This is a genomic window from Azospira sp. I13, from assembly GCF_003112695.1.
Classification (GTDB): domain Bacteria; phylum Pseudomonadota; class Gammaproteobacteria; order Burkholderiales; family Rhodocyclaceae; genus Azospira.
This window is the reverse complement of record NZ_BFBP01000007.1, coordinates 35391-52192: the sequence shown is the minus strand read 5'-3', so window position 1 is coordinate 52192 and position 16802 is coordinate 35391. Positions and strand designations below refer to the sequence as shown.

The window sequence follows — 16802 nt, the reverse complement described above, 5'->3', positions numbered from 1 at the left end:
CAACGTGATGCCATCACGGTTCACTTTGCAAACCGTAATGGCGAGAGTCGATCCCTTGGTCGGCCCATTACTTGTGACGCGGGCGGTACAATTACTCCCTGAGGCTGATCACCGACCAGCAGCACGCTTCCGCGCTCACGGCAGGCCGGCACGCAGTTTGAGGGGTTGCTGCGAGTGTCTTGGGGTATCGTCGTAGAATGGGGGTATCTTTGGGGGGTATATTATGTGCGCGGTAGAATGATCCGTTGCGCAACGCCCCGCAAGAATTGGATTTTTATGGGGATTTTAGGTTCAACGTGTGACTCTTCCGCTTCAACGTCTAATCGACTTGCCGCAAAGAAAAGGGCCCTTGCGGGCCCTTTGTCATTTCTGTGCTTCGCTTTTCGCCAGCTTGTCCGTGGCGGGCGGCGTGGTCGCTGCGTTTTGTGCCGCATCGGCAGGCCCGGTGCTGCCGACCTCTTTGGCCAGGGAAGGCTGGCCTTCCTGATCATCGCGGCGGTCAAAGGCCAGCAGCTTGCCGAAGACCATCTGCACCCATTGCGGATAGGTGTAGGCCGTGCCCTTGTTATGGTCGATGACGGCCCCGATGCCGCCGCCGAAGAGAATGTTCCCCCACATTCCCCCGTTGGCGCGGGATACCGCAGTGGCGCGCCCGTCAGCCAGGCCTTCCTTGCGGCAGGTCACTTGCAGCTCGCTGCCGGAACGGCGCACCGTGACGGCGCCCGGCGTCTTGACGCGGAAAGCGCCATATTCGTTTTGCAGTTCGCATTCGGCATCGCGGATTTCGGTGCCATCGGCCATGCGGGTTTCGACGCGCATGGATTGGGTTGTCTCCCCGGTGATGGATGCGCATCCGGAGAGTAAAAGCAGCGTGGATGCGGAGAGGGATAAAGCGGTTTTTTTCATTATTGGAATACCTTGTATTGTTATAAAGAGTGCCGCCGTAGAGGCGGAAGGGATGCTATAAAAGTACGTCAAACGACTATTTGATTCATGTCATACGAATTGCCAAATCCTGATCCATGCGCGCCACGGCACTACCGGGGCCGTTTCGCCCCGTCGCCCTCCGGCCCCCTGCATTTCGGTTCCCTGGTGGCCGCCCTCGGCAGCTGCCTGGAAGCCCGTTGCCGCGGCGGTGAGTGGCTGGTGCGCATGGAGGATGTGGACGCGCCCCGCACCGTGCCCGGGGCGGCATCGACCATCCTGCGCAGCCTCGAGGCCTATGGCTTTGCCTGGGACGGCCCGGTGCTGTGGCAAAGCCAGCGCCTGGCGGCCTATGGTGAAGCCCTGGCGCAGTTGCAGGCGGCAGAGCTGGCCTATCCCTGCGGCTGTTCACGCAAAGAGATCGCCGAGGGTGGGGGGGGACGTTCAGTGGACGGCGCCCCCCGTTATCCCGGTATTTGCCGCCATGGCTTGCCGCCGGGGCGGCAAGTGCGCGCCTGGCGCCTCGCCGTGCCGGATATCGAGGTGGATTTTGAGGACGGCCTGCTCGGCCCCTGTCGGCAGAACCTGCAACAGAATGTGGGGGATTTCGTGCTGCTGCGGGCTGACGGGCAGTACGCCTACCAGCTGGCGGTGGTGGTGGATGATGCCTTCCAGGGCATCACCCACGTGGTGCGCGGCGCCGACCTGCTCGACTCGACCCCACGCCAGCTCTGGCTGCAAGACTGTCTGGCGGCGCCCCGGCCCGCCTACGTGCATCTGCCCCTGGCCACCAATGAGGCCGGCGAGAAACTCTCCAAGCAGACCCGGGCGCCGGCCCTCGATGATGCCGACCCCGGCCCCGCCCTCTACCGTGCCCTGGCTTTTCTCGGGCAGGAACCGCCGCTGGAACTCAGCCGGGCAGGCCAGGTAGAACTCTGGGCCTGGGCCCTGGCCCACTGGCAGCTCGACAAGGTGCCGGCCCGCCGGTCCATTGTTTTGCCGGCCTAGGCGGAAGGGTTCAGTGCTTGGCGCCGTAGCCGGCGATGCCGATCAGCAGGCGCACCAGGGAATAGGCCAGGCGTCGCATCAGACGTGAATGCCAGGGCAGGCGGCGCCAGCGACCCGGCAGCAGTTCCCGGCTGCCCTCCTGCATGGCTTGCTCCAGGCTGGCCTGCAGTTGCTCGGCAAAACCCTGATCCTTCACCACCACATTGGCCTCCCGGGCCAGCAGCAGGGAAAAGGGGTCGATATTGCTCGAGCCCACGGTAGCCCAGCTGCCGTCCACCACCGCCACCTTGGCGTGGAGAAAGCTGCGGTGGTATTCGACGATGCGGATGCCGGCCTCCAGCAGGGGGCCGTAAAGGGCTTGGGTGGCGTAGTGCAGCAGCCGGTATTCCACCCGCCCTTGCAACAGTACCGTCACCTGCACCCCTCGTTCGGTTGCCGCCTTGAGGGCTTCGCGGAAGCGCCGGCCGGGGAGGAAATAGGCATTGGCGATGAGGATTTCCTGTCGTGCGCCGGCAATGGCCTCCAGGTAGGCATCTTCGATATCCCGGCGGTGGCGCAGGTTGTCGCGAATGAGAAAGGCCGCCGTCTGCTGCCCGGTGATGGGGCAACAGGCGGGCGTCGGCGCCGGCAGGCGGTAGCGGCGGCGGAAGCTGGCCCACACCACCAGTTCCCAGAGATGCTGGACAGCTCGCTGCACCGGCGCCAGGAGCGGCCCTTCCAGTCGCACCGCGTAATCGTAGCGGGGCGGTACTTGATGGGGTGTGTTGCGGTCGTCGATGATGTTGATGCCGCCGACAAAGGCGATGCGGCCATCCACCACGGTGATCTTGCGATGCAGGCGGCGCAGGCGGTGGCGGCGCAGGCGGAAGGGCGCCAGTTCCGGGCGATAGACCAGTACCTGCACGCCATCGGCCACCAGGGCCGGCATCAGGGTACGGGGAAACTCCCGGGCACCGAAGCCATCCACCAGCACCCGCACGGCAACCCCCCGCTGGGCGGCGCGGGAGAGGGTGGCGGCGATGGCCAGGCCGGTGTCGTCCGCCTCAAAAATATAGGTTTCCAGGTGCACGCTCTCCGTTGCTCCGTCGATGGCGGCGCGCAGCGCGGGGAAGAACTCGGCGCCGCTGTTGAGCAGGGTGATGCGGTTACCGGGAAGAAAGTCGGCGCCCATGCCTCAGGCAGGCTCGAGGTGAGCCGACAGGGCGGCGTGGTCGGAAATGCGGGACCAGGGCTGGCCGAAATGCACCTGGGTTGCCTGTACGGCAAAGCCCCGGGCGTAGATGCGGTCCAGGCGGAACAGGGGCAGGCCGGCGGGAAAGCTGCGCACCGGGCGGCCCCGGCTGTCGTGGAAAACTTCGATCAGGCCCAGGCGGTCGGCCAGCAGGCCATCGGCCCGGTTGCTCCAGTCGTTGAAGTCACCGGCGATGATGAGGGGAGCATCCGGCGGCACCAGATCTTCCAGACGCTCGGCCAGGGCGCCCAGCTGCAGCCGCCGGCTGCGGCCGATGAGCGACAGATGGACGCAGACGCAGTGCAGGTGCCGATCCCAACCGGGGGGCTGGACCTGGCAGTGGAGCAGGCCGCGGCGCTCGAAGCGCAGGTGGGTCACATCCTGGTTGTGGCTGGAGAGGATGGGAAAGCGGGAGAGGATGGCGTTGCCGTGGTGGCCGTGGTCGTAAACCATGTTGCGGCCGTAGGCAGCGTCGGGCCAGACGTCGGCAGCGAGGAATTCGTGCTGGGGTGCATCCGGCCAGTGCTCGTGGCGTTCCGCATGGCCCAGGTGGAGGCCCTGCACTTCCTGCAGGAAGACCAGGTCCGGGCCCAGGGCCCGCAGGCGGTCCCGCAGCTCGTGCACCATCATGCGGCGGTTGAACTGGGAGAAGCCCTTGTGGATGTTGTAGGTGGCGATATGGAGGGTGGGATTCGGCATGGCAGACCGGGCCTGTCCGTACTAATTCCTGAACTTCAAGGGTATCACGAGGCCCGCGTCCGGCTGGATAGCTGGGAAATGCCCTAGGTTCGGTTCTCCTAAGGCCCTGATAGCATTCGCGGAATTCTCACGTAAAGGCAGATGACCGTGAACTTTTCCCAATTCAAGCTGCGCACTCAGGTGGCCATCATGCTCGGCGTACTGGTGGCCGGCATGCTCATTTTCGGTGCCTGGTCCTTCCGTACCCTGGGCCAGGTGGAGGTCAATGGGCCGATCTACCGCGACATCGTGCGCGGCAAGGATCTGGTGGCCGACATCCTGCCGCCGCCCAACTACATCATCGAGTCCTATCTGGTGGTGCTGCAACTGGCGGACCCGGAACGGGCTGCTGACCGGCCTGTCTTGATCGGGCGCCTCGGTGACCTGAAGAAGGAATACGCCACCCGCCACGCCTTCTGGCAGGGAGAGCCGTTGGCCGCCGATATCCGCGAGCAGTTCCTCAATCAGGCCCATCGCCCGGCCGAGACCTTTTTCCAGCTGGTGGATTCCCGCTTTCTGCCCCATCTGCAGGCCGGGGATGCGGGGGCCCTGCGGGAGGACCTGAAGGCCCTGCGCAGTGCCTACGAAACCCATCGCCAGGCGGTGGACCGGGTGGTGGACATGGCCAACCGCGCCAATGTCGCGGAGGAACAGCGGGCCGAAGCGGCGGTTTCCAGCGCCAGCATCGGCCTGGCCGTGGTGCTGCTGGTGGCCCTGCTGGGCGGTACTGCCCTGGCCATGGTGGTCAGCGGCGGGCTGATTGCCGCGGTCCGCCGGGCGGCGGACGTGGCGGCCCGGGTAGCGGAAGGGGATTTGTGTTCGCCGGTCACCATTGATGTGGGGGGCGAACTGGGGGAGCTGATGCTGGCCCTACAGACCATGCAGGGGCGCCTGCGGGAATTGATCGGCCACCTCGGGGAAAGCGCGGACCAGATTTTTGCCGCCTCCCAGCAGTTGTCGGTGTCGGCCGAACAGGTGTCCTCCCGCACCCAGGACCAGTCCCTGTCGGCCCAGCAGATTGCCGGGGCGGTAGCTTCCCTGACCGATAGCATTGCCGCCATGGCCGATAGCGCCCAGCGTTCCGAATCCATGGCGCTCCAGGCCGGCACCACCTCTGCCGAAGGTAGCGCCGCGGTCGGCCGCACCGCCCGGGAAGTGGCCGAAGTGGCGCAGCGGGTCGGCGAAACCTCCGACACCATCCAGGACCTGGGCAACCAGTCCCGGCGCATTTCCGACATCGTCAATGTGATCAAGGAAATTGCCGACCAGACCAATCTCCTGGCCCTCAATGCAGCCATTGAGGCCGCCCGGGCGGGGGAGACCGGCCGGGGGTTCGCTGTGGTGGCGGACGAGGTGCGCAAGCTGGCGGAGCGCACCGCCCAGTCCACCCACGAAATCACCAACATGATCACCGCCGTGCAGAGCGGTACGACCAAGGCCGTGGCCTCCATGTTGGCCGGTTCGGAAAAGGCCCAGGAAGGAGTGGGCCTGGTGCAGCAGGCCGCATCCAGCATGCTGGAGATCAAGACCAGCACCGATGCCATCACTCACGAGATCATGGCCATTTCGGCGGCGCTCAAATCCCAGGCCGACAACAGCCGCCATGTCACCGATCAGGTGGATGAAATTGCCCGGGTTTCCGGTGACAACAACCAGGCCATCCAGCAGGTGGCCCAGACGGCCATGAGCCTGACCCGGCTGGCGGAAGGCCAGCATGAGGCGGTGGCGCGGTTCCGGCTGTAGGCGGCTGTAGGCCATAGGGCCCGCGCCGGTTCGTCGCAGGGAACAAAAAAGGGCGTCCGCGGACGCCCTTTTTTGTTCCGATGACAGGCTCAGGAAATGGCCAGCATCCGGTCCAGGGCCAGCTTGGCCATGGGGGCCTCGTGGGCGGGCACGCTGATGCGGTTCACCACCTTGCCCTCGGCCAGGTTTTCCAGGGTCCAGGCCAGATGCTGGGGGTCGATGCGCTGCATGGTGGAGCACATGCATACCGTGGGGGCCATGAACTGGACGATCTTGCCTTCCGGCTTCACTTCTTCCGCCAGACGGTTCACCAGGTTCAGTTCGGTGCCCACCAGCCAGCGGGTGTTGGGAGCGCCTTCCTTGATGGCCTTGACGATGTATTCGGTGGAACCCACGTAGTCGGAGGCCTTGCAGACATCGAATGAGCACTCCGGGTGGGAGATCACCAGGCCGTCCGGATACTGCTGGCGGAAGCGCTGGATGTGGGTCGGCTGAAACATCTGGTGTACCGAACAGTGCCCCTTCCACAGCAGGATTTTGGCATCCTTGATTTGCTGGGGCGTGAGGCCGCCGTATTCCAGGTCCGGGTCCCACACCACCATCTCTTCCATGGGGATGCCCAGGTTGTGGCCGGTCCAGCGGCCCAGGTGTTGGTCGGGGAAGAACAGCACTTTTTCGCGCTGGGCAAAGGCCCACTGGGCGATGGTGCCGGCGTTGGAGGAGGTGCACACGATGCCGCCCCGCTCGCCGCAGAAGGCTTTCAGGTCGGCGGCGGAGTTGATGTAGGTGACCGGCGTCACCTGGGCTTCCGCATCCCCCAGCACTTCGTTCAACTCGCGCCAGCAGCGCTCCACCTTGGCCAGGTTGGCCATGTCGGCCATGGAACAGCCGGCGGCCAGGTCGGGCAGGATGGCGATCTGCTCGGGCTTGGACATGATGTCCGCTACTTCGGCCATGAAGTGCACGCCGCAGAAAATGATGTATTCCGCATCGGTCTGGGAGGCCAGGCGGGACAGCTTGAGGGAGTCCCCGGTCAGGTCGGCGTGCTGGTACACATCGGCCCGCTGGTAGTGATGGCAGAGCAGGACCGCCTTCTTGCCCAGCTTGGCGCGGGCAGCGCGGATGCGTTCCTGGCAGTCAGCATCAGCCATCTGGTTGAAACGGTCGAATTGAATGGTGGCGTGCATTTGCTAGTATGTTCCCGTACGGAATGCAGGTGGCCTCGGGGCCCCGGGTTGGAGCCGATCTTGCGCAAACAGAAATTCTATCATTGCTGCGCTGCCTCTCTTTTGCTGCTTTGTCTTGGCGCGGCAGGCGGTCGCGCGTCCGCCGTCGAGGCCGAAGGGGAGACGGAAATGCTGCTGCAGGCACCGCCGCCCCGCACCATCCAGGACGTCACCCGCCTGCTGGAGCAGTACCAGCCGGATACCCAGGCCGCTGCTGCCGCCTTGCGGGCGGCGGAGCAGGCGGCCCCCGAAAGCTCTGACCGCAACGGCCTGTTCGAGTTTTACCTGGAGCGGGCCCGGGCGGCGGGCCGCATTGGCCGCATCCGTCAGCAGATCGAGGATTTGCGTCTGGCCCGGGAGCAGGGCGAGCCGGGTACTCCCCGCCACGTGCGGGCCTTGCGCGAACTGGCTTCGGCGGAGACTTCCGGCGGCAATCTGCTGAGCGCCCTGCGCTACTCGGAAGAGGCCATCGCCACGGCGCCGAAGAACACTTCCGGCCTGCTGGTGGGCACCTTGCAGCTGGCCGCCTACCAATACACCCTGATCGGCGATTTCGAGTCTGCACGGGCCCGCCTGCGGGAGCTGGAAAGCCTGCTGGTGGTGCTGAAGCGCGGTAAGAGCTGGGACAACTACGGGCATTCCTGGCTTTCTTCCTACGAACGGGGGCGTGGCGAACTGTTCCGGGTCGAAGGCCGCTTCGTCGAGGCTGAGGGGGCCTATCGCCGTGCCCTGCGGGAAAACGACCTTTACCTGGAAAGGCTGCCCCGCCTCCTTGATCGCGGGCTGGATGGCGGTACCACCGACGGTACCCGGCGCTTTACCGAAGTGCTTGAGCGCAGCCTGGCCAGTGTCCTCCTGGCCCAGGGCAAGACCGCCGAGGCGGAAGTGGCGGCACGCCAGGCCATTCGCCATGCCCTGGAGCGGGCCGGGCGGGATTCGGCCGATGTGGGCCAGGGCATCCGCCTGCTGGCGGCCATCCTGGCCGAGGAGGGGCGGCTGGAGGAATCGTCCCGCCTGGCCCAGGCTGCCCTGGATACTTTTCTGCAGGCCGGTGCGGCACCGGAATCCCGGTTGCTGGCCGACGCCCGGCGTGCCGTGGCAGCGGCCCTGGTGGCCCAGGGGCGATATGGCGAAGCCCTGCCGGTATTTGAGGCACTGCGAGCCGGTATCGGCAATGCCCCGGAACTCCTGGCCAAGACCGGTGCTGCCGATCTGGACTGGGTGCTGGCGCTGTTGCGCACCGGTGCTGCCGAACGGGCCGAGCCGATGGCCGGGGCCATGCTGGAATGGGCCCGCCAACGCTATGGCGACCAGGCGGCGCGCACCGCCGAAGTTCGCGGCTTCCACGCCATGACCCTGGCGGCCCTTGGCCGGGACGAGCCAGCCCTGAAGGATTTCCAGCTGGCCGTGCCGGTACTCCTGGAGCAGGCCCGCATCGACAGCGAAGCCGAGGCCGGCTCCCGCAAGCGACAGCAGCGCCTGATCCTGATTGTCGAAAGCTACCTGCAACTACTGGGGCGGCTGGCCGATTCGCCTATCCTGCCTCGGGGTTTCGATGCCCTGGCCGAATCCTTCCGTCTGGCCGACATTGCCCGTTCCAGCGGCGTCCAGCGCGCCCTCACCGCCAGCGCCGCACGGGCCCGCATCGACGATCCCGCCCTGGCCCAACTGGCCCGCCAGGAGCAGGACGCCCAGCGCCGCATCAACTCGCTGAACAACCTGCTGACCCAGCTATTGTCTGCCGCACCGGACCAGCAGCTGCCTCAGGTGCAGCAGAAGATTCGTGCCGACGTGGAGCAGTTGCGGCAGCAGCGGGAGAGTTACCGACGGGACATCCTGCGGGGCTACCCAGATTACGCCCAGCTGGTGGATCCCCAGCCGGCCACCCTGGAGGAGGTGCGCCGCCGCCTGCACCCTGGAGAAGTGCTGCTGGCCTGGTACTTCGGCGAACAAGGCGGCCACGTCTGGGCGGTGCCGGCCCGGGGCAAAGCCCTGGGGGCGCCCGTGGCGCTGTCCCGGGCGGGCCTGGCGGAAGCGGTGGCCGGCCTGCGCCGGGCCCTGGACCCGAATGTCGGCACCATCGAGGAAATTCCGCCCTTCGACGGGCGCGCCGCCCATGCCCTGTATCTTCAGCTGTTGCAGCCGGTACTGCCGGCCTGGCAGGAGGCCAGGGTGATGCTGGCGGTGCCCCATGGTGCCCTCGGCCAGTTGCCCCTGGCCGTGCTGCTGACGGCGCCACCGGTAGCCGCGCCGGCCGCCAGTCTGGCATTTGCCACCTACCGGGAGCAGCCCTGGCTGGCCAGACAGCTAGCCATTGCCCAGCTGCCGTCGGTGACGGCCCTCGGCAGCCTGCGTGCCCTCAAGGCCGGTAGCCGGGAGCGCCGGCCCTTCATCGGCTTCGGCGACCCGATCTTCTCCGAGGAGCAGGCCCGCCAGGCCGCCCAGTCCACCACCCGGCTGGCGACTCGGGGCGGGGCGCTACATTTACGCAACATTCCCCGCACCGGCGGCGTCGATTCCGCCGAGCTGGCCCTGCTGCCGCGCCTGCCGGATACCGGCAGCGAAATTCGCGACATCGGCCGGGTACTGGGGGCCCAGCCGGATGACCTCTACCTCCAGGCCCGGGCCAGCGAACAGGCGGTGATCCATGGCGACCTCAGCAACCGCCGGGTCATCATGTTCGCCACCCATGGCCTGGTACCCGGCGACCTGGATGGTCTGACCCAGCCGGCCCTGGCCCTCAGCGCCCCCCAGGTGGCGGGCGGCAAGGGTGACGGCCTATTGACCCTGGACGAAATCCTCGGCCTCAAGCTGGATGCGGACTGGGTGGTCCTTTCTGCCTGCAACACGGCGGCGGGGGAGGGCGCGGGCGCCGAAGCCGTTTCCGGCCTGGGGCGCGCCTTTTTCTATGCCGGTGCCCGGGCCCTGCTAGTCTCCAACTGGCCGGTGGAAACGGTGGCAGCCCGGCTGCTGATGACCGACCTGTTCCGCCGCCAGGTGCAAAGCCCTGGCCTCGGCAAGGCCGAAGCCCTACGCCAAGCCATGCTGGCCCTGCTCGCCGGGCCTGGCGCCATTGACAGCAAGACGGGCAAGGCTGCCTACAGCTATGCCCACCCCCTTTTCTGGGCCCCCTTTGTTCTGGTGGGCGATTGATTCAAGGAGAAAACCATGCGATCTATGCTGCAAACCCTGACTGCCGGTGCTGTGCTGCTGGCCTTGAGCGTACCGGCCACCGCCGTGACCCTGATCAAGGAGGACGAGGCGCGCCAGCCAGCCCCTGCCGGTAGCTTCACCACCCGCGGCATCACCCGGGGGCCGGCGGTGAAGCTGGTTTCCCCCGATCCGGCGGTGGGCGCAGTGAAGTCGCCCTTCAACCTGAAGGTGGCTTTCGAGCCCCGGGGGGGCGCCAAGATTGATCCGGCCAGCGTCTCCGTGACCTATCTGCGGGCCCAGCCGGTGGATTTGCTGCCCCGGGTCAAAGCCGGCCTGAGTGCCGGCGGCATCGACCTGGCGGGAGCCGAGGTGCCACCGGGAGAGCATCAGATCCGTGTCACCGTCCAGGACAGCGAAGGTCGCCAGACCTCATCCGTGCTGCAATTGAACGTGGCGAAGTAGCCGATGAAGTGCCCTTGCTGCGTTTCGGAGATCGCCCGGGAGGCCCTGGTCTGCCCGGTGTGCCGCCGCGACCTGTATCTCTTCAAGCCATTGCTGGCACGCATTGCGGAGCTGGAACAGGCGCTGGAGGAAAGCCGGGCAGCCGCCACAACCAGGCCCGCAGCCACGCCCTCCGCCGCATCGGCCGTCCAGACGGACGTTCCCACCCTGCAAGCCGGGCTGCCACCGGTGCCGGCGTCGAGCCGGGGCTGGCTGTACTTCTGGGGCTTGCCCCTGGTTATGCTGCTGCTGGCCCACGGCCTGATTGTCGTCGCCTTCGACCTCAATACCCTGTACCTGCGCATTGTTTCCCTGCTGATTCCCCTGCCGTTTGGTTACCTGTGGCTGCGTCAGCGGCCCGATGCCCTGGCACGGGGCGCCCTGGCGGCCTTCCTCATGGCGGCCCTGGCGGTGCTGGGCATGAGCGGCGTGGTGGCCTGGGTGGATGGCGTGCCCTGGTTGCCTCAGGGGCGGGGGGAGTGGCGGGAATTTGCGGAATACGCCGCCAGCGTCGGTTTTAGCTATCTGACGGGGATGCTGCTGGGGCGGCTGAAGGCCCGTAGCGACGATCTGGTGCGCAATGGCGGGTGGAAGATGGCCCTGGCCCGGCGTATGGTCAGCGGACCGCCCAGCATGGAGAAGCTGCAGGCTGCGGTGTCACGCATCAATGAAGTCTCAAGTTCCCTGGTGGCGATCGGCACCACCGCCATTTCCATCTATACCGGCCTGAAGGATCTGCTCGGCTGAGGGGGTCGACACCCCGGCCCCTCCGCCCTGGCTGGGGTGGCTTAGCCCTGCTGCCAGGGCAGGCCGGCAGCGCGCCAGCCACCGACCTTGTTGCGCTGGCCGCTAGCGTCCTTGTCGCCCTCGAAGCCTTCCAGCACGTTGTAGACCTCGGTGTAGCCGGCCTGGGCGGCTACCTCGGCGGCCTTGTGGGAGCGGGCGCCACTGCGGCAGATGAACATCACCAGGGCTTCCTTATCCACCTGATGGGTCAACTGGGCGAGGAAGTTGGGATTGTTCTGGTTGCTCGGGTACTGCATCCATTCAATTTCCACGGCGCCGGGGATCCGGCCCACCCAATCCCACTCGGCGTGGGTGCGCACATCCACCAGCTTGGCACCAGGAGCCAACTGCAGCAGTTCGTGGGCTTCCCGGGGGGTGAGGGCGCCGCCGTAAGCGAGATTGAACTGGCGGGCCCGTTCCTGGGCCAGGGTCAGAATGTCGGAAAGTTTGCCCATGGCAGCCATCCTTGCGAACTCGGTTTGGGGAGAAAAAGTATATGCCAGAACCCGCAACGATGCGCCAATGCACCGATATGGTGCGCAAGACTGTAAAATGCACCGTTTTCGTGCGCCAAAAAAGTCCCGGCCGGAAAGTTTGCTTATGGCACAATGGCCTACTCGGCGCGAAGTGCTGGCATGGAACCTGCTAATAGGGTCGCGCACCGAATTATTTGATTGTCGCCGGTCCGGCCGGCACTTGTTCAGTTAGGAGACTTAGCGTATGGCTACCCCCCAAGACATCATGAAGATGGTCAAGGAAAACGACGTCAAGTTCGTCGATTTCCGTTTCACCGACACCCGCGGTAAGGAACAACACGTGGGCGTGCCCGTCAGCGCCTTCGACGAAGACAAGTTCGAATCCGGCCACGCTTTCGACGGTTCTTCCATTGCTGGCTGGAAGGGTATCCAGGCTTCCGACATGCTGCTGATGCCGGACCCCAACACCGCCTACATCGACCCCTTCTTCGATGAAACCACCCTGATCCTGACCTGTGACGTGGTGGAACCCGCCGACGGCAAGGGCTACGATCGCGATCCCCGCTCCATCGCCAAGCGCGCTGAAGCCTACCTGAAGTCCTCCGGCATCGGCGACACCGCCTTCTTCGGTCCGGAACCCGAATTCTTCATCTTCGACTCCGTGGAGTGGAAGACCGACATGTCCGGCACCTACGTGAAGATCTTCTCCGAAGAGGCTGCCTGGTCCACCGCTGAAAAGTTCGATGGCGGCAACGCTGGCCACCGTCCCATGGTCAAGGGCGGCTACTTCCCCGTGCCCCCCGTTGATTCCTTCAACGACATGCGCGCCCAGATGTGCCTGCTGCTGGAAGCCTGTGGCGTGCCCGTCGAAGTGCACCACCACGAAGTCGCCACCGCCGGCCAGAACGAAATCGGCACCGTCTTCAACACCCTGGTGCGTCGCGCCGACCAGACCCAGATCCTGAAGTACATCGTGCACAACGTGGCACACCAGTACGGCAAGACTGCCACCTTCATGCCCAAGCCCATCGTTGGCGACAACGGTTCCGGCATGCACGTGCACCAGTCCATCTGGAAGGATGGCCAGAACCTGTTCGCTGGCAACGGCTACGCCGGCCTGTCCGAAACCGCCCTGTTCTACATCGGCGGTATCATCAAGCACGCCAAGGCCCTGAACGCCATCACCAACCCCGGTACCAACTCCTACAAGCGTCTGGTGCCCCACTACGAAGCTCCGGTGAAGCTGGCCTACTCCGCCAAGAACCGTTCCGCTTCCATCCGCGTGCCCTTCGTGCAATCCACCAAGGCCCGCCGCATCGAAACCCGCTTCCCCGACCCCATCGCCAACCCCTACCTGTGCTTCGCCGCACTGCTGATGGCTGGCCTGGACGGCATCCAGAACAAGATTCACCCCGGCGACGCTGCCGACAAGAATCTGTACGACCTGCCGCCCGAAGAAGATGCCAAGATCCCGACCGTTTGCGCCAGCCTGGACGAAGCTCTGGCCAACCTGGACAAGGACCGCGAGTTCCTGACCCGTGGCGGCGTTTTCTCCAACGACTGGATCGATTCCTTCATCGACCTGAAGATGGAAGAAGTGAACAAGCTGCGCATGACCACCCACCCGGTGGAATTCGACCTGTACTACAGCTGCTAATCAGCTTCGGTACGGAAAAAGGGACGGCTGCGGCCGTCCTTTTTTTTGCCCGCAGAATACGCTGTCGACGGGCTCCGGCAGCGGCTTTGGTCGCCCCCGGAACCATGGCGAATGCATTTGTAAAACCCGGGTTGATCCAATACACTTGCCCCGAACTTTAGGAGCGGCAATGACCATCAAGCTTCCCCATGCCTCCCTGCTGGCCGGCCTGCTGGCCCTCGGGCTCACCGGCCCGGTCCGGGCCGATATCTTCAAGTGTGCCGACGATGCTGGCCACGTCACCTTCTCCAACGTGCAGAGCAAGGGCTGCAAGCGCATCATCACCGATCCCACCAACAGCACCCCCGCCTCCGGCACCAGCCGGGCACCGGCCCGTGTCACCACGCCTTCGCCGACGGATTTCCCCAAGGTGGGCAGCGAAACCCAGCGTTCCCGGGACAATGACCGGCGGACCATCCTGGAACAGGAGCTGGCGACGGAGCAGCGCAATCTGGAGGCCGCGAAGAAGGAACTGGCCGACCAGGAAAACAACATCCTGCCGACGGAGCGCAATGCCGGCGGCGGCATCAATGGCGCCAAGGTGGCGGAGCGGCTTCAGGCCTACAAGGACAAGGTGCAGCTGCACGAGCGCAACATCGAAGCCATCCGCAAGGAAATCGGCAATCTGCGCTGACCTCGGCGAGGTTGGTATGTTTTCTGCTAACCATCCGCCATGCCTAATCTGACCAACGGGCCCTTCAGCGGCCTCGACCTGCTGTCTTCCGCCGTCATCCTGCTGGATGAACAGCTGCGCATCCGCCACATGAACCCGGCGGCGGAAAACCTCCTCGCCACCAGCGGCCGGGTGCTGCTCGAGCGGCCCTTGACCGACATCATCCAGGCATCAAGCGGCTTGCAGAAGGCCCTGGACGCGGCCCTGGCCAAGGACTGGAGCTACACCAGCCACAACGTGGAAATCCGCCGGGACGACGGTGAGGCCCTGCAGATCGACTGCACCGTGACCCCGGTGGAGGCCCAGGCCAAGGAAGCCCGGGATGCCCGCCTGCTGCTGGAACTGCGGCCCATCGACCAGCAAATCCGTGCCTCCCGGGAAGAGCGCCTGCTGCAGCAGCAACAGGCCAGCCGGGAGCTGATCCGCAACCTGGCCCACGAAATCAAGAATCCCTTGGGCGGCATCCGGGGTGCCGCCCAGTTGCTGGAGTTCGAGCTGAACAACCCCAGCCTGCGGGAATACACCCAGGTCATCATCAAGGAAGCGGATCGCCTGCAGGACCTGATGCAGCGCCTGCTCTCGCCCCACCGGCCGATGCAGCCCGGGCCGGTGAATATCCACGAAATCCTGGAGCGGGTACGCAGCCTGCTGCTGGCCGAATTCCCCGGCCAGCTGAAGATCCGTCGCGACTACGACACCAGCCTGCCGGACCTCATCGGCGACCGGGAGCAGCTCATCCAGGCCATCCTCAATATCGCCCGCAATGCTGCCCAGGCCATGGCCGGCAAGGGTGAGATCGTCCTGCGCACCCGGGCCGTGCGCCAGGTCACCCTGGCCAAGAAACGCTTCCGCCTGGCATTGGAGTTGCAGGTCATCGACAACGGCCCGGGCATTCCCGAGGATATCCGGGAGCGCATGTTCTACCCCCTGGTTTCCGGCCGCGACGGCGGTTCCGGTCTGGGCCTGACCCTGGCCCAGAGCTTCGTGCAGCAGCACCAGGGCACGGTGGAATGCGAAAGTCGACCCGGGCGTACCTGCTTCATCATCCGCCTGCCTCTGGAACACGCCTGAGCTAGCCTGGCAGGCTAATTGCTCTGTATCGGCCTGATCAAAAAGAAACTACAAGGGAATACGATGAAACCCGTCTGGATTGTCGACGATGACCGCTCCATCCGCTGGGTCCTGGAAAAGGCCCTGGCCCGGGAGCAGATCGCCCACAAGAGCTTCGCTTCCGCCGTGGATGCCCTGGCCGCCCTGGATGATGGCGAAGTGCCCCAGGTCCTGCTCTCGGACATCCGCATGCCCGGCCAGTCCGGCCTGGAGCTGCTGCAGCACGTGAAGTCCCATATTCCCTCCCTGCCGGTCATCATCATGACCGCCTACTCGGACCTGGAGAGCGCCGTCGCCGCCTTCCAGGGCGGGGCCTTCGAGTACCTGCCCAAGCCTTTCGACGTGGATCAGGCCCTGGAACTGATTCGCCGGGCCCTGGATGAATCCATGCACCAGGATGGTGCGGTGGAAGAGGCGGGGATCACGCCGGAAATTCTCGGCCAGGCCCCGGCCATGCAGGAAGTCTTCCGCGCCATCGGCCGCCTCGCCATGAGTCACGCTACCGTGCTCATCACCGGCGAATCCGGTTCCGGCAAGGAGCTGGTGGCTCGCGCCCTGCACCGCCACAGCCCCAGGGCCGACAAGCCCTTCATCGCCATCAACACGGCAGCCATTCCCAAGGACCTGCTCGAATCCGAACTCTTTGGCCACGAGCGGGGTGCCTTCACCGGCGCCGCCACCCAGCGCCGGGGTCGCTTCGAGCAGGCCGAGGGCGGCACCCTGTTCCTCGACGAAATCGGCGACATGCCCCAGGAGTTGCAGACCCGCCTGCTGCGGGTGCTTTCTGATGGCCACTACTACCGGGTCGGTGGTCATCAGCCCCTGAAGGCCAATGTGCGGGTCATCGCCGCCACCCACCAGAACCTGGAAACCCGGGTCAAGGATGGCCTCTTCCGGGAAGACCTGTTCCACCGGCTGAACGTCATCCGCATCCGCCTGCCGGCCCTGCGCGAGCGGCGGGAAGACATCCCCCTGCTGGCCCGCCATTTCCTCGCCAAGAGCGCCCAGGACCTGGGCGTGGAGCCCAAGCGCCTCTCCGACGGCGCCGTGAAGTTCCTTGTCTCCCTCGACTTTCAGGGCAACGTGCGGCAGCTGGAAAACCTCTGCCACTGGCTCACCGTCATGGCCCCCGGCCAACTGGTGGAAGTGGGGGATCTGCCGCCGGAGCTGCGGGAAGCCAGCCCGGCCAGTGGCGCCGGCGTGGTGGGCGGCTGGGAAGAAGCCCTGGCGGCGGAGGCCGACCGGCTGCTGGCTCGGAGCGTGCCCGATGTGCATGGCAAGCTTTCCGACATCTTCGAGCGCATCCTCATCGCCCGGGCCCTGGCCCATACCGGCGGCCGTCGCATCGAGGCGGCCCAGGCCCTGGGCATCGGCCGCAACACCATCACCCGCAAGATCCAGGAACTGGGTCTGGAAGGCGGCAAGGGCGCTGCGGCGGAAGAGGTCGCCGAATAAGCGGACCGAGCCGGCCGCAGGATGGCGCGCTGAGACAACCGCTGAGATATACGCTGAAATGGCCGCTGAATAGGCCCGGCCG

The 16802-nt window shown here is 65.5% G+C and carries 14 protein-coding genes; 9 read left to right on the top strand and 5 right to left on the bottom strand.

From position 1 onward, the window contains the following. Positions 1-363: 363 nt before the first annotated feature. Positions 364-906 carry a hypothetical protein gene (locus AZSI13_RS07050; RefSeq protein WP_201262330.1) on the bottom strand — a complete coding sequence of 181 codons (543 nt, stop codon included), beginning with the start codon at positions 904-906 and terminating at the stop codon, positions 364-366. A gap of 87 nt (positions 907-993) precedes the next feature. On the opposite strand from AZSI13_RS07050, the gene gluQRS reads away from it, so the two are divergent. Beyond that, entirely contained in the window at positions 994-1932 is a 939-nt protein-coding gene (gene gluQRS / locus AZSI13_RS07045; protein WP_109040473.1) for a tRNA glutamyl-Q(34) synthetase GluQRS, read from the top strand. A 10-nt stretch (positions 1933-1942) separates the two neighbouring features. Here gluQRS and clsB read toward each other — a convergent pair whose 3' ends face one another. Together clsB and AZSI13_RS07035 are read right to left on the bottom strand one after the other, a co-directional pair. After that, the gene (clsB, locus tag AZSI13_RS07040) at positions 1943-3103 is read right to left on the bottom strand and encodes a cardiolipin synthase ClsB (RefSeq protein WP_109040472.1); all 1161 of its coding nucleotides are present in this window, start codon (positions 3101-3103) and stop codon (positions 1943-1945) included. 3 nt (positions 3104-3106) lie between these two features. Further along, positions 3107-3862: an endonuclease/exonuclease/phosphatase family protein gene (locus AZSI13_RS07035; protein ID WP_109040471.1), complete on the bottom strand. Its 756-nt coding sequence runs from the start codon at positions 3860-3862 to the stop codon at positions 3107-3109. Positions 3863-4009: 147 nt separating this feature from the next. On the opposite strand from AZSI13_RS07035, the gene AZSI13_RS07030 reads away from it, so the two are divergent. After that, complete coding sequence (locus AZSI13_RS07030) at positions 4010-5644, top strand: methyl-accepting chemotaxis protein (protein WP_165833381.1); 1635 nt, start codon at positions 4010-4012, stop codon at positions 5642-5644. 89 nt (positions 5645-5733) lie between these two features. Here the strand turns inward: AZSI13_RS07030 and nadA are convergent, their stop codons facing one another. Then, positions 5734-6831, bottom strand: coding sequence for a quinolinate synthase NadA (gene nadA / locus AZSI13_RS07025; protein ID WP_109040469.1), 1098 nt, complete (start codon positions 6829-6831; stop codon positions 5734-5736). 168 nt (positions 6832-6999) lie between these two features. Here nadA and AZSI13_RS07020 point away from each other — a divergent pair, with 168 nt between their 5' ends. The 3 genes from AZSI13_RS07020 to AZSI13_RS07010 are packed head-to-tail and all read left to right on the top strand — an operon-like array spanning position 7000 to position 11271. Beyond that, the gene (locus AZSI13_RS07020; RefSeq protein WP_109040468.1) at positions 7000-10023 is read left to right on the top strand and encodes a CHAT domain-containing protein; all 3024 of its coding nucleotides are present in this window, start codon (positions 7000-7002) and stop codon (positions 10021-10023) included. Positions 10024-10038: 15 nt separating this feature from the next. Then, complete coding sequence (locus tag AZSI13_RS07015) at positions 10039-10485, top strand: hypothetical protein (RefSeq protein ID WP_109040467.1); 447 nt, start codon at positions 10039-10041, stop codon at positions 10483-10485. Between the two features lie 3 nt (positions 10486-10488). Beyond that, on the top strand, positions 10489-11271 hold the full coding sequence (locus AZSI13_RS07010; RefSeq protein WP_109040466.1) for a hypothetical protein: 783 nt from the start codon (positions 10489-10491) through the stop codon (positions 11269-11271). 41 nt (positions 11272-11312) lie between these two features. Here the strand turns inward: AZSI13_RS07010 and AZSI13_RS07005 are convergent, their stop codons facing one another. Further along, positions 11313-11765 (bottom strand): rhodanese-like domain-containing protein, encoded by a 453-nt coding sequence (locus AZSI13_RS07005; protein ID WP_109040465.1) that lies wholly within the window; start codon positions 11763-11765, stop codon positions 11313-11315. 265 nt (positions 11766-12030) lie between these two features. Between AZSI13_RS07005 and glnA the strand changes: the two genes are divergently transcribed. The 4 genes from glnA to ntrC all read left to right on the top strand — a co-directional run bounded on the left by glnA (position 12031) and on the right by ntrC (position 16720). Continuing rightward, on the top strand, positions 12031-13443 hold the full coding sequence (gene glnA / locus AZSI13_RS07000) for a type I glutamate--ammonia ligase (RefSeq protein WP_109040464.1): 1413 nt from the start codon (positions 12031-12033) through the stop codon (positions 13441-13443). A 169-nt stretch (positions 13444-13612) separates the two neighbouring features. Next, entirely contained in the window at positions 13613-14116 is a 504-nt protein-coding gene (locus AZSI13_RS06995; RefSeq protein ID WP_109040463.1) for a DUF4124 domain-containing protein, read from the top strand. A gap of 39 nt (positions 14117-14155) precedes the next feature. After that, positions 14156-15226: a nitrogen regulation protein NR(II) gene (gene glnL / locus AZSI13_RS06990; protein WP_109040462.1), complete on the top strand. Its 1071-nt coding sequence runs from the start codon at positions 14156-14158 to the stop codon at positions 15224-15226. Between the two features lie 63 nt (positions 15227-15289). Beyond that, on the top strand, positions 15290-16720 hold the full coding sequence (ntrC, locus tag AZSI13_RS06985; protein ID WP_109040461.1) for a nitrogen regulation protein NR(I): 1431 nt from the start codon (positions 15290-15292) through the stop codon (positions 16718-16720). Positions 16721-16802: the final 82 nt, after the last annotated feature.

Excerpts from the sequence above, each read along its gene's own strand:
- nadA (WP_109040469.1), bottom strand. The coding sequence starts at position 6,831 with ATGCACGCCACCATTCAATTCGACCGTTTCAACCAGATGGCTGATGCT.
- ntrC (WP_109040461.1), top strand. The coding sequence starts at position 15,290 with ATGAAACCCGTCTGGATTGTCGACGATGACCGCTCCATCCGCTGGGTC.
- AZSI13_RS07015 (WP_109040467.1), top strand. The coding sequence starts at position 10,039 with ATGCGATCTATGCTGCAAACCCTGACTGCCGGTGCTGTGCTGCTGGCC.
- glnA (WP_109040464.1), top strand. The coding sequence starts at position 12,031 with ATGGCTACCCCCCAAGACATCATGAAGATGGTCAAGGAAAACGACGTC.
- AZSI13_RS07005 (WP_109040465.1), bottom strand. The coding sequence starts at position 11,765 with ATGGGCAAACTTTCCGACATTCTGACCCTGGCCCAGGAACGGGCCCGC.
- gluQRS (WP_109040473.1), top strand. The coding sequence starts at position 994 with ATGTCATACGAATTGCCAAATCCTGATCCATGCGCGCCACGGCACTAC.
- glnL (WP_109040462.1), top strand. The coding sequence starts at position 14,156 with ATGCCTAATCTGACCAACGGGCCCTTCAGCGGCCTCGACCTGCTGTCT.
- AZSI13_RS06995 (WP_109040463.1), top strand. The coding sequence starts at position 13,613 with ATGACCATCAAGCTTCCCCATGCCTCCCTGCTGGCCGGCCTGCTGGCC.
- clsB (WP_109040472.1), bottom strand. The coding sequence starts at position 3,103 with ATGGGCGCCGACTTTCTTCCCGGTAACCGCATCACCCTGCTCAACAGC.
- AZSI13_RS07010 (WP_109040466.1), top strand. The coding sequence starts at position 10,489 with ATGAAGTGCCCTTGCTGCGTTTCGGAGATCGCCCGGGAGGCCCTGGTC.
- AZSI13_RS07035 (WP_109040471.1), bottom strand. The coding sequence starts at position 3,862 with ATGCCGAATCCCACCCTCCATATCGCCACCTACAACATCCACAAGGGC.
- AZSI13_RS07020 (WP_109040468.1), top strand. The coding sequence starts at position 7,000 with ATGCTGCTGCAGGCACCGCCGCCCCGCACCATCCAGGACGTCACCCGC.
- AZSI13_RS07050 (WP_201262330.1), bottom strand. The coding sequence starts at position 906 with ATGAAAAAAACCGCTTTATCCCTCTCCGCATCCACGCTGCTTTTACTC.